9 protein-coding genes are annotated in these 12,260 nt (G+C 63.8%); 6 read left to right on the top strand and 3 right to left on the bottom strand.

The features are described 5' to 3' along the window. The coding region (locus tag ACX4ZE_RS17855; protein WP_480274591.1) for an ABC transporter ATP-binding protein at positions 1-1,585 on the bottom strand (1,585 nt) is incomplete at its 3' end. Between the two features lie 222 nt (positions 1,586-1,807). Between ACX4ZE_RS17855 and ACX4ZE_RS17850 the strand changes: the two genes are divergently transcribed. From ACX4ZE_RS17850 to ACX4ZE_RS17835, 4 genes are all read left to right on the top strand, one after another. Beyond that, complete coding sequence (locus ACX4ZE_RS17850) at positions 1,808-4,624, top strand: FAD-binding and (Fe-S)-binding domain-containing protein (RefSeq protein ID WP_480274593.1); 2,817 nt, start codon at positions 1,808-1,810, stop codon at positions 4,622-4,624. 443 nt (positions 4,625-5,067) lie between these two features. Beyond that, positions 5,068-5,988, top strand: a complete 921-nt coding sequence (locus tag ACX4ZE_RS17845) for a DNA-3-methyladenine glycosylase family protein (protein ID WP_480274592.1) — start codon at positions 5,068-5,070, stop codon at positions 5,986-5,988. A gap of 243 nt (positions 5,989-6,231) precedes the next feature. Beyond that, positions 6,232-6,456 (top strand): DUF397 domain-containing protein, encoded by a 225-nt coding sequence (locus ACX4ZE_RS17840; RefSeq protein WP_480274590.1) that lies wholly within the window; start codon positions 6,232-6,234, stop codon positions 6,454-6,456. Between the two features lie 172 nt (positions 6,457-6,628). Then, the gene (locus ACX4ZE_RS17835; RefSeq protein WP_480274589.1) at positions 6,629-6,826 is read left to right on the top strand and encodes a hypothetical protein; all 198 of its coding nucleotides are present in this window, start codon (positions 6,629-6,631) and stop codon (positions 6,824-6,826) included. 73 nt (positions 6,827-6,899) lie between these two features. Here the strand turns inward: ACX4ZE_RS17835 and ACX4ZE_RS17830 are convergent, their stop codons facing one another. Both ACX4ZE_RS17830 and ACX4ZE_RS17825 read right to left on the bottom strand, forming a co-directional pair. After that, positions 6,900-7,826, bottom strand: a complete 927-nt coding sequence (locus ACX4ZE_RS17830; RefSeq protein ID WP_480274588.1) for an ROK family protein — start codon at positions 7,824-7,826, stop codon at positions 6,900-6,902. 20 nt (positions 7,827-7,846) lie between these two features. Next, a complete protein-coding gene (locus ACX4ZE_RS17825) occupies positions 7,847-9,088 on the bottom strand; it encodes an ROK family transcriptional regulator (RefSeq protein ID WP_480274587.1) in 1,242 nt (413 codons plus the stop codon). Positions 9,089-9,383: 295 nt separating this feature from the next. Here ACX4ZE_RS17825 and mmsA point away from each other — a divergent pair, with 295 nt between their 5' ends. Together mmsA and mmsB are read left to right on the top strand one after the other, a co-directional pair. Continuing rightward, a complete protein-coding gene (gene mmsA, locus ACX4ZE_RS17820; RefSeq protein ID WP_480274586.1) occupies positions 9,384-10,928 on the top strand; it encodes a multiple monosaccharide ABC transporter ATP-binding protein in 1,545 nt (514 codons plus the stop codon). Between the two features lie 38 nt (positions 10,929-10,966). Further along, the gene (gene mmsB, locus ACX4ZE_RS17815) at positions 10,967-12,223 is read left to right on the top strand and encodes a multiple monosaccharide ABC transporter permease (RefSeq protein WP_480274585.1); all 1,257 of its coding nucleotides are present in this window, start codon (positions 10,967-10,969) and stop codon (positions 12,221-12,223) included. Positions 12,224-12,260: the final 37 nt, after the last annotated feature.

Genomic DNA, 12,260 nt, shown 5'->3' with positions numbered 1-12,260 from the left:
CGATGGTCAGCCGTTGGCGCTCACCGCCGGACAGCCGATAGCCACGCTCCCCGACCATCGTCTCCAGTCCGTCCGGCAGCGCGGCAACCAGCTTGTGCAGCCGGGCTCGCTCCAACGCGTCCCAGAGTTCGTCCTCGGTAGCCTTCGGCCGGGCGAGCAGCAGGTTGGCTCGGAGAGTGTCATGGAACAAGTGCCCATCCTGGGTGACGAGTCCGACCGCCTCCCGGATCGACCCATTGGTCAGCTCGCGCACGTCGACACCGTTCAACCGCACCGCACCGCGGTCGACATCATAGAGACGGGAAATCAGTTGGGCGATAGTCGATTTCCCCGAGCCAGAGGATCCGACCAGCGCGATCATCTCACCGGGCTCGGCCCGTAGCGACACGGCGTGCAGTACCTCCACTCCGCCGCGGGAATCCAAGGTCGCCACATCTTCCAGCGAAGCCAGCGACACCTTGTCTGCTGTCGGGTAGCTGAAGCTGACCTGGTCCAACTCCACCGAAACTGGACCGGCCGGGACCGGGCCTGCATTGGGTGCGTCCTCGATCAATGGTTTCAAGTCGAGCACTTCGAAAACTCGCTCGAAGCTCACCAGCGCGGCCATGATCTCCATCCGGGCGTTCGCCAGCGCGGTCAGCGGAGTGTAGAGCCTGGTCAGCAGCAGCGACAGGGATACGACCGCGCCCGCGTCCAGCTGCCCGCGTATCGCGTACCAGCCGCCTAGCCCGTATACCAATGCGATAGCCAGCGCTGAGACCAGCGTGAGCGAAGTGATGAATACTGTCTGCAGCATCGCAGTGCGCACGCCGATATCCCCGACCCGGCGCGCCCGCACCGCGAACTCGCCGGACTCACGCTCTGGCCGGCCGAACAACTTGACCAGTGTCGCGCCAGGCGCGGAGAATCGCTCCGTCATCTGCGTGCTCATCGCCGCGTTCAACCGGGCAGCTTCTCTCTGCATGCTTGCGAGGCGGTCGCCCATCCGGCGTGCCGGGACCACGAACACTGGAAGCAGCACCAGCGCGAGCAAAGTGATCTCCCAAGAAATACCGACCATCACAGTGAGCGTGAGCACGAGGGTCACCAGGTTGGCCACCACCCCGGACAAGGTGTCGCTGAACGCGCGCTGGGCACCGATCACATCGTTGTTCAAGCGGCTGACCAACGCACCAGTCTTGGTCCGGGTGAAGAACGCGATCGGCATCTTCTGCACATGGTCGAACACAGCGGTACGCAGATCGAGGATCAACCCTTCACCGATTCTTGCCGACATCCAGCGAGTCGCCAGCCCGAGACCGGCGTCGCACACCGCGAGTACGCCGATCACCAGCGCGAGGATGATCACGACCCGGGCAGGCGCACCCTCGATGATGTTGTTGACCACCCGTCCCGCCAGTACTGGCGTGGCCACCGCGAGCAATGCCGACACCACACTGAACAGCAGGAACGCGCCGATCCGACGGCGGTGGGGTGCCGCGAATCCGAGGATGCGCTCGATGATGGCGCGGCGGAACGGCCGCAGCTCCTGCGGTGCGTTCGCGCGCCGATACAGTTGGCTCCACGCCACGGATTCGATACTCACGTCATCCTCCTTCTCATTCCGCTATCGAACACCTGGCCACCGACACTAAAACCTCAACATTGGTTGAGATCAAAGTTGCTGGAGCTCGAGGTAGCGGAGAGGTGACGGATTCACCGATCGGAGTGATGGCATCGGCGTCAGTCGTTCGGCGAACTCCCGGAGTAACGACTGACGCCGATAGCGCGACCGCGCGCCTAGGCTGGCGAGGTGACCGAGAACCGGATGACGGCATTGCGCAGCACGATTGTGGGTGAAGTCGATACCTCCGAGCGACGTAGGGCGGAGTACTCCTCGGACGCGTCGAACTATCGTGTGCGTCCGGCCGGGGTCGTTTTCCCACGTACCGATGCCGACGTGTTGGCCACCTTGGAATACGCCCGCGAGCACGGTCTATCGGTGACCGCGCGTGGCGCGGGAACTTCGGTGGCGGGCAACGCGATCGGTCCCGGACTGGTGCTCGACTTCAGCAGGCACATGAACCGGATCGTGGCGATCGATCCGGCAGCGGGTGTCGCCACGGTGCAGCCGGGGGTGGTGCTGTCGCACTTGCAGCGCGCCGCCCGCCCGCACGGGCTGCGCTTCGGGCCCGACCCTTCCACCCAGAGCCGCTGCACGCTCGGGGGGATGATCGGCAACAACGCGTGCGGGCCACGGGCCGTCGCCTGGGGCCGCACCTGCGATACTGTGCGCGAACTGCGCATCGTGGACGGCGCAGGCGCCGAGCGTACCCTGGCCGCCGATCTGTCCACAGTGCCCGGCCTCGTCGAATTCAGCCGGGCGCGGCTCGCGGTGCTCCGGACAGACCTCGGACGTTTCGACCGCCAAGCATCCGGTTACAACTTGGCACAGTTACTACCCGAGCGTGGTGCGTCGGCGGCCAAGGCATTCGTCGGTAGTGAAGGCACCTGCGGCCTGCTGCTGGAAGCCACGGTCGAGCTGGTCGCCTTGCCTGGGGCGACGGTGCTCGCAGTGCTCGGCTATTCCGATATAGCCACTGCGGCCGACGATGTCGCTGCGGTGACGGCCTGCGCGCCGATCGCGGTCGAAGGCATCGACGCGCGGTTGATCGACGTGGTGCGCGCGCACGGCAGATCTGTTCCGGACCTGCCGCGTGGTGGCGCCTGGTTGTTCGTGGAGACCGCGGGGCAGACGCAGGCCGAGGCAGTCGCCGTCGCACAGCGGCTGTGCCGCACCGCGGACCCGCTCGACACCAGGATCGTCACCGACCCCGGTGCCGCCGCCGCGCTCTGGCAGATCCGCGCTGACGGCGCCGGGCTGGCGGGTCGCACACCGGAAGGACGTCCGGCCTGGCCAGGATGGGAGGACGCGGCTGTTCCGCCGGACCGGCTCGGCGCCTATCTTCGCGATTTCGCCGCGCTGACCCGTGACCATGGCGTGGACGGGTTACTTTATGGACATATCGGCGACGGATGTATCCATGTCCGTCTCGATCTCCCCATTGCCGACGCACCGCGACGCTTCCGCGCTTTCCTCTTCGACGCGGCCGAGCTGGTGGTCCGCTACGGCGGTTCGCTTTCCGGTGAACACGGTGACGGCCGGGCTCGTTCGGAGCTGCTCTCGGTGATGTACTCCCCCGCGGTGCTAGAGGTATTCGCCGGATACAAAGCGTTGTTCGATCCTGACAGCATGCTGAACCCAGGAGTGCTCGTCGCGCCGCGTCCGCTCGATGCTGATCTGCGACTGGTCGGACTCCCACCTGTCCGATCGTCGAACGGGTATGTGTTCCCGAACGACGGTGATGTGAGCGCGGCGGTCCATCGCTGTGTGGGCGTGGGTAAATGCCGTGCTGATGGCGGTTTTATGTGCCCGTCCTACCTGGCGACCAGAGACGAGAAGGACAGCACGCGCGGGCGCGCCAGAGTCCTGCAGGAAGTGGTGCGCGGTGCTCTACCGTGGTCGTCGGAGGCCGTCGCCGAATCGCTCGATCTCTGTTTGTCGTGTCGAGCGTGCCGCGCGGACTGTCCAACGGGTGTGGATATGGCTGCCTACAAATCGGAGATGTTGTACCGCCGCTACCGTCGTAGGCTTCGTCCGATCGATCACTATTCCTTGGGTTGGCTGCCTCGCTGGCTGGCCGTCGCGACCCGGATGCCGCGCGTGGTCAATGCACTGGCCGATCGCGCTGTGTTGCGTCGTATCGGGTCGCGGGCAGCCGGTATAGACCCACGCCGTGATCTGCCCCGTCTGGCCGAGCGCAGCTTCCGCCGGATCTGGCGTGATCTGGACTTCGGCGCCGCGCTCGCCGAATCGTCCTACGCCCCGGAGGAACGGAACACCGTGCGGGGCAGCGGTGAGGTGATGCTGTGGGTCGACACCTTCACCGATGCCTTCGACCCAGAGATTGCGCTGGCCGCGGCGCGGCTGCTGACCACCATGGGTTACCGCGTCCGAATTCCGGACAGCCGCGTTTGCTGTGGGCTCACCTGGATCAGCACCGGCCAGCTCGACGGCGCTCGCGCGCGGTTGCGCGCCACGGTGGCCGCGCTGGCGGAGCACGTCGGCGCAGGTGGCATGGTCGTGGGCCTGGAACCGTCCTGTACCGCGGTCCTGCGCGCGGACTTGCCGGAACTGCTCCCGGATGACCCGAGGTCGGCGCCGATCGCTGCCGCGATACGCACGTTCGCCGAGTTTCTTGCCGAACAGCCGACGTGGCGTCCGCCGGTGCGGACCGGACATTCGGTAGTGGTTCAGCCGCATTGTCACCAGCACGCGGTGCTCGGGTTCGATACAGATCGTCAGCTATTGGCCGATATGCAGGTAGATATAACCGAAATCACTGGATGCTGTGGTATGGCGGGAAATTTCGGCATGCGGACCGATCATTACGATATTTCGGTCGCTGTGGCCGAGAACGGCATGCTGTCCGCGCTGCGTGCGGCGGGTGCAGACTCGATCCTCCTTGCCGACGGCTTCTCCTGCCGCACCCAGGCCGCTGCCCTGACCGGGTGGCGTGGCCTGCATCTCGCGCAATTTCTCTTGGGACAGTCAGTTTCCCCTTACGACTGCCGACGTCGGTAGGCGCCCCCGCCGGGAGCCGAAGGGCACGGCGTTCCCCCGGCGGGAGAGCTGAAAACACGCTAGGTATGCGAATTCGGCTCGGTGCGGTGACCTGCGTGTCACGGTCGTGTACTTCCTTGCCGTGCGGTTCAGCTACCGAAGGGTAGGGTACCCGGCGGAATATGGTAGCCCGAGCTTCCGGCAAAGAGATTGCCCCAGGCATCGAGCAACCAGTTGAGCATGGTGGTGATCATCAAGAACCTCCGTTATGGCGGCGCTGACTGTTCGCCGATCGCAATCGGTATCGCCGCATTCTGCGTTGTGTTGAATGCGAGGGTCCGGCTCATGCGGAATCGCGGTAACGAGCGTTTCCTCGCACGCCAGATGATAATCCCGGATAGTTCAGGGAGCGCGACGCGGTACCGCGCGGCGGGGACGAGCAGAATGATGCGGTGCGCAGTGCGATGGTCGAGTCGGGATATGTCCGGACCGTGACGACGGATCGGCCGATCGATCTGGCGGGCACTGTCGCCCCGCTCGGTCGCGGCGCAGGCGATCCGTGTCATCGGGTGACCAGTGATGGCGCGCACTGGCACGTATCCCGGCTGCCTGCCGGACCAGTTACCTACTGCCTGGCCCAGTCTGGTCCGTGCGCGGTGCAGGCCCGCGCCTGGGGGCCGGGGGCGGCGGAATTCCTCGATAACCTCGAGCGCATGCTGTGCCTGGACGAAGACCTTTCGGGGTTTGTCCCGGATCATCCGAAGCTCGTCGATGCGCACCGACGCTTCCCTGGCCTGCGTATGTTGCGCACAGGTTTGGTCTTCGAGGCCCTGGTGCCCGCTGTACTGGAACAGAAAGTGCACACCCGCTCCGCACATGCCTCGTGGCGAAAGTTGGTGCGGCAGTTCGGGGAAATCGCGCCCGGCCCAGCCCCGGAAGGGATGCGGTTGCCGCCGGCCGCCGATACCTGGCGACGGATTCCGTCTTGGACCTATCATCGGGCCGATGTCGGGCCGCGGCGAGCGCGGACTATTGTGCGTGCGGCCCGGATAGCCAGTTCACTGGAGCGTGCGGCGCAGGCCGATCCCGTCGATGCGGAGCGCATGCTGCGCAGTCTCTGCGGCATCGGGGTATGGACTGCCGCGGAGATCGCGCAACGGGCTTTCGGCGATGCGGACGCATTGTCGGTCGGCGATTACCACCTCGCCGCTACGGTCGGCTGGACTTTGCTCGGTCGCCCCATCGATGACGATGCGATGGTCGAATACCTGGAACCACTACGCCCGCATCGCTATCGGGCGATCCGCCTCCTCGAGGTCAGCGGCCACCTGCGCAAACCGAAGTTCGGTCCGCGTACCCCGCTCACCGACCACAGCAGGCACTGAGCAGCATCGCGTATCAGCTCGGGACTGCCGTCGATGCGTTCGGCACGAGTGTGCCCCGCCCGCATGGGTTAGCCGCCGAACTCGGCCGGGATCGCACTGCGCACAGCGCGATCAATAGCTTGTTCGTATGCCGGACGGAGATGGCGGGCGACGGTACGATCGGGCGAAGTCGCGCCCGGTGGGTGTATCGGCTCGCGTAATCCGTAGGCAGCTGATCTAGCTGGAAGCGAAGGGGTTCATGTCGTGAGCATTCGAGACGATACTAATGTCGAACTGGCCGGGGCTACCTGGCGGAAGTCTGCGGAAGGGGTGGGTAACGACGGCGTCGAGGTGGCTTTGCTTGCCGACGGACATGTTGGTTTGCGCCATGGGCGAGCTCCGGAGGGGCCAGTGCTGATCTTCACGCCGGGTGAGTGGGCCGCCTTCACCGCGGGTGTGCACGATGGTGAGTTCGACTATCCGCGGTAATCGCCGCGTCACCGGTGACAGCAGGAGAGCTACTGGGCCGAAGTCGTAAGCCCTTGCGAAGCAGGTTCGTGATGTGCTGGGAGGGAATCCGCGCGTTCGTAGATCACGAAATTACACAGATTCGGCAACGAAATCGTGTTTACCCCGGTTGATTCGGGGTATTTCATTCCTTGTGGACCGAGGGCTCAAGGGTTCCCGTCTCCGACACAAGAAATTATGGCCAGGGGATCGGGTGGGGTGGCTGATCCTCGCGTTACTGTTCGCGGTATCGGCGGTTGGTGTTTTCATCCTCACCGGCTCGATGTCGTCGGCGCTGTCCATCGGTCTGCTGGTGTGGATCGTGGCTCTTGGTGTGGTGGCGATCCTATAAGAAGGTATCGGCCGACCGGGTTCGAACCGGTCGGCCTATCCTGTACCAGTTAGATTTCCAACCGTGACTGGGGTTACCGAGCGCGGGACCGGGGTGGTTCCCGGAGCGTCGAGAGTGCGCTGTATGCGGCGCCGAGTAGGCCGGCGTGTCCGCCGAGCGCAGCGGGATGGACGGTCATCCGTTGTGTGAAATCAAGTGTGACGAGGCGGCTTAAGTGCCATTGCAGCGGAGCGAACAGCACTCGGCCTGCGGCGGAGACACCGCCACCGATCACAACGCGGTCGAGATCGCAGAACGTAGCCGCTGTGGTGATGACATGTGCCAGTGCCGTTGCGCCATGCTCGAATGCGTTCAGAGCGATGGCTTCTCCGTTGGCGGCATCGGCGGCGAGGGCGCGGGCGTCCGGTCCGATCCAGCCGTGCTCGCGAGCCCACCGAACCATTGAAGGGCCACTCGCGTAGGCCTCGACGCAGCCGGCCGCACCACATGAGCAGGACGGGCCTGCCGGATCGACGACCAGGTGTCCGAGATGGCCCGCATTGCCGCTCGGTCCGAGGTAAGGCGCTCCGTCGAGGATGAGACCGCCGCCGATTCCGGTGGATACGACGATTCCGAGCATGGCCGCCGCACCGCGACCGGCGCCGACCCAGTGCTCGCCCACCGCGGCTGCGATGGCGTCACCGATCAGCGTGACCGGGACTTCTGGCAGGGCGGCGCTGACCAGGTCGACCAACGGAAAGTTACGCCATGCCGGGATATTGATCGGACTGACGGTGCCGTATTGCGGATGAATAGGCCCGGCTGAGGCCACTCCAATGGCGCTCGGCCGCGCACCACTTGCTACTGATGTGAGTAGGCCCTGGAGCGCCTCGCTGATGTCGGGCTCGGTGTTAGGTGTGGCGATCACGTTGTGCTCGCGCACCTTTCGGTCTGGTCCGACAAGGCACGCACTGATCTTGGTGCCGCCGATATCGACCGCGAGCACGACTTCCTGCTTCATGGAATGTCCTTCGTGTGTGGTCAGTTGGGGAGAAGTACCGACAGCTGCGGTGAGAAAGTGTGGTGTAGGACCAGTGCGGCACCACCTATAACAGCGGCATCCGGGCCTAATGGTGAATGAGCGACCTCGACGACTCGGATATGCCTGGCCAACGGTCTGCTGGAAACTGCCGAGGTGACGGCGTCGACATAGCGTTGCTCGACGTGGCGGATGCCGTGACCACCGAGCACAATCAAATCCACATCGGTGATGTTCACGACGTTGACCGCGACAGTGGCGACGCGCTGTGCCGCCTGGTCGATGACGGCAGTGGCGAGGGAATCGCCATCGGCGGCAGCGAGCCGGATGGTGGCATGGTTGAGTGTGGCGGGCTCACGGCGGAACGGTTCCGACAGAATCGTATCGAGGGGCTGGTCGTGCAGTCGCCGATAAGTCTCGGCGACGATCGCTTCTGGGCTGACAAGAGTTTCGAGGCAGCCGCGGTTGCCGCAGTAACACCGGGGACCGTCGTCGAATACGGATGTGTGCCCGAACTCCGCGGCGTTGAGCGAGCCGCCCCGGTGAACTTGGTGGTTGAGGACGAGACCGCCTCCGACGCCGGTGCCGAAGAAGAAATACGCGAAATTCGCCACACCACGCCCGGAGCCTGCCCACCGTTCACCGATTGCGGCGGCCGTGGCGTCGTTGTCGATCGTCACCGGTAGGCCTGTCGCCGCACTCAACATTTGCTTGATCGGCACTCGCGTCCAGTTCACCAGCCGGGGCGGTATGACGACAATGCCCTGATTCTGGTCGATCGGGCCGGGACAGGCCAGACCGAGACCGAGTACCCGATCTCTCGGCACGTCTGCCTCGGTGAGTACGTCGCGAACCAGGTCCGCCATCGCCGCGACAGTTTCCGCGGGCTCGGCACCCGGCGGTGCTGGTTGCCGCCGGGTAACCAGCGACCGCCCGAGCAGATCGACCACAGCGCAGGTGAGCTCGGCAGGGTCGAAATGCAGCCCGACCGCGCGCCCGGCGTCCGGATTGATCCGCAACGGGGTGCGCGGTCGTCCACCACTGACGACTCGGCTGGTCTCGTCCTTGCGCACGATGCCCTCGTCCAGCAGTTTGCGTACGATCCCCGAGACGGTCTGCGCCGTGAGGCCGGTGTGCTGAGCGATCTCTTGCCTGCTGATGCCGTCAGCAAGCTGGATCCGATCGAGCACCACTGCCCGGTTGTATCGCCCCACTTTGGGGAGATTCGTGCCTGATTGCCGCACCGGGAGTCCTTCCTGTGCTGTTCGTCGATCATCTTGCCGCAAGCTGGCGAGTTAGTAAAGCAAATAGATTTACTAACTGGCTACTGCCGGGCATTTTTACGTTTATCTCTCAGTCGAGGGGTTGACTTTATAAAGCAAATGGATTTACAGTCTGGCGGTTGGTGTGAGCGCCCTCACTATCCTGGGTAGGGCGCGTGGATCAAGGGCCTCGGAGGACATCGATGTCACCACCAAGCTGCGCCTCTCGAAGACCGCATTCGGCTGGTCGTGACGTGCTGAGAAGTGATCTGTGAGCATGAGTGACACTGCGATCTTGCAGATGCGTTCGATCACCAAGAAGTTTCCCGGAGGTACCGCCCTGTCCGGGGTCGACTTGGTGGTCCGTGCTGGAGAGATCCATGCCATCTGTGGAGAAAACGGCGCCGGGAAGTCGACGCTGATGAAGATCCTCAGCGGTGTGTATCCGTACGGCACTTACAGTGGTGACATCGTCTACCAGGGCCGGGAGGTCCGGTTCGGCGACATCCGTGCTAGTGAGCAGGCCGGTATCGTCATCATTCACCAAGAACTCGCACTTGTGCCGGGCATGTCGATCACCGAGAACGTGTTTCTGGGTAATGAGCCGCGCAAACGCGGCGCGATCGACTGGCGAGCCGCGCAGCGCCGTGTGATCGAATTGCTGGCGCAGGTCCGGTTAGAGGAAGATCCCGACACGCTCATCAAGGACATCGGAGTCGGGAAGCAGCAGCTCGTCGAGATCGCCAAGGCATTCGCCAAGAATGTGCGGCTGCTGATCCTCGATGAGCCGACAGCGGCGCTCAACGAGGACGACTCGCAGCATCTGCTGGATCTGTTGCGCGAGTTCCGGCGCCAGGGGATCACCTCGATCATCATTTCGCACAAGCTCAACGAGATCGAGGCGATCGCCGACTCGATCACGATCCTGCGCGATGGGCGGACGGTCGATTCCTTCGATGTGCGCGTCAAGGGAATGAACGAGGACCGCATTGTGCGCGGCATGGTGGGCCGGGAACTGAACAGCCGGTTCCCGAACCGGGAGCCGAGTATCGGCGAGGTTTTCTTCGAGGTACGGGACTGGACAGTGCGCCATCCGATTTCCCCCGATCGGCTGGTGTGCAAAGGCTCTAGCTTCCATGTCCGGCGCGGCGAGATCGTCGGCTTCGCTGGCCTGATGGGGGCAGGCCGAACCGAACTCGCGATGAGTCTGTTCGGCCGATCCTATGGGGTCTGGCTCGGCGGACGTGTCTACAAGAACGGCAAGCAGATTCAGCTCAGATCGGTCTCCGACGCGATCAAGCATGGTTTGGCCTACGTAAGCGAGGACCGCAAGTCGATCGGGCTCGATCTCCTCGACGACATCAAGACCTCGATCGTATCCGCCAAGCTGTCGAAGATCTCGAAGCATGGCGTGGTCGACACAGTCGAGGAGCACCGGGTTGCCGAGGAGTATCGCAACAGCTTACGCATCAAAGCGCCTACGGTCGACCAGGGGGTCGCGAAGCTATCGGGCGGCAACCAGCAAAAAGTCGTCTTGGCGAAGTGGATGTTCACCGGCCCGGACCTGCTGATCCTCGACGAGCCGACGCGCGGTATCGATGTGGGGGCGAAATACGAGATCTACGGGATTATCCAGCGGCTCGCCGAGCAGGGTACGGGCGTCATTGTCATCTCCTCGGAGCTGCCCGAGCTCATCGGTTTGTGCGACCGCCTCTACACCGTGTTCGAGGGGACCATCACTGGTGATGTGCCGCGCAGCGAAGCCGAGCCGGAACTCCTCATGAAGCAGATGACCTCTACCAAGAAGACGCAGACGCTATGAGCCACTTTCACGTTCTCAGAAAGAACCTGTTCGGAGGCGTGACCGCCAACGCCCGCCAGTTCGGCATGATCTTCACATTGGTGGCGATCGTGCTGCTGTTCCAGGTTCTGACCGACGGCCTCACGTTGACCTCCAGCAATCTCATCGCGGTCGTCAGCCAGTACTCCTACATTCTCATCTTGGCGATTGGCATGTTGATGGTGATCGTCGCCGGGCACATCGACTTGTCGGTCGGTTCGGTTGCCGCGTTCACCGGCATCGTCGTCGCCAAATCTATGCAGCACTTCCACCTGCCGTGGCCGGTGGCGATCGCGTTCGGCCTGCTTGTCGGCGCGGCTATCGGTGCATGGCAAGGATTTTGGGTCGCTTACGTCGGCGTGCCCGCGTTCATCGTCACGCTGGCGGGAATGATGCTGTTCCGTGGTGGCAACCAGTACATCGGCAATGCCGACACCGTGCCGGTTCCGTCGGGTTTCCGCATCGTCGGTGCCGGTTTTCTACCCGAGGTAGGACCCGACACCGGCTACAACAACTTGACTCTCCTACTGGGCCTTGCCGGATGTGCCGGGGTGGTGTGGCGAGAGTGGCGTGCCAGGCAGATCAGGCGGGATATGGGTGCGCAGCCTGCGCCGATCTGGGTGACCGGTATCCGGCTCGCCGTGCAGATGGGGGTCATCATCTTCATCACGCTGCGCTTCGCTGGTGGCCGCATCGGCACGAGTTTCCCGGTGTCCGGCATCATCCTGCTGGCGCTGGTGATCGCGTACTCGTTCTACACCCGCAATACCGTTGGTGGTCGGCGCATCTACGCGATAGGCGGTAACAGCCGAGCCGCTGAGCTGTCTGGCGTGAAACTCCAGCGGGTCAACTTCTTCGTCATGATGAACATGTCGGTCCTTGCCGCGCTCGCGGGCATCATTTTCGTGGCGCGTTCCGCCGCCTCCGGCCCACAGGACGGACTCGGTTGGGAACTCGACGCGATCGCGGCCGTGTTCATCGGCGGCGCCGCGGTTTCCGGTGGACTGGGGACGATCAGCGGCTCGATCGTCGGTGGCAGTGTCATGGCGCTGCTCAACAACGGCCTGCAACTCATGGGTGTCGGATCGGATCTGGTGCAGGTCATCAAAGGCTTGGTGCTGCTGCTCGCCGTCGCCGTCGATGTCTACAACAAGAAAGAGGGCCAGTTTTCGATCATCGGCTCGATCATGCGCCCGTTTCGTCGAGAAGAGCCACCATCGGTGGTCACGCCGATCGTAACGCGTAGTGGGACCGAAAAAGTTTCGGCGGCAAGCTGACTCACTCTCCTCTCGCTAGCACCGTGGACAAAGCCTG

Source organism: Nocardia sp. TBRC8007 (assembly GCF_056629435.1).
The sequence above is the reverse complement of the archived record's forward strand: the minus strand, read 5'-3'. Positions and strand labels throughout refer to the sequence as shown.

What these genes read in the sequence shown, in the direction of transcription:
- ACX4ZE_RS17850 (WP_480274593.1), top strand. Translation starts at nt 1,808, where the DNA reads ATGACGGCATTGCGCAGCACGATTGTGGGTGAAGTCGATACCTCCGAG.
- ACX4ZE_RS17845 (WP_480274592.1), top strand. Translation starts at nt 5,068, where the DNA reads ATGGTCGAGTCGGGATATGTCCGGACCGTGACGACGGATCGGCCGATC.
- ACX4ZE_RS17830 (WP_480274588.1), bottom strand. Translation starts at nt 7,826, where the DNA reads ATGAAGCAGGAAGTCGTGCTCGCGGTCGATATCGGCGGCACCAAGATC.
- mmsA (WP_480274586.1), top strand. Translation starts at nt 9,384, where the DNA reads ATGAGTGACACTGCGATCTTGCAGATGCGTTCGATCACCAAGAAGTTT.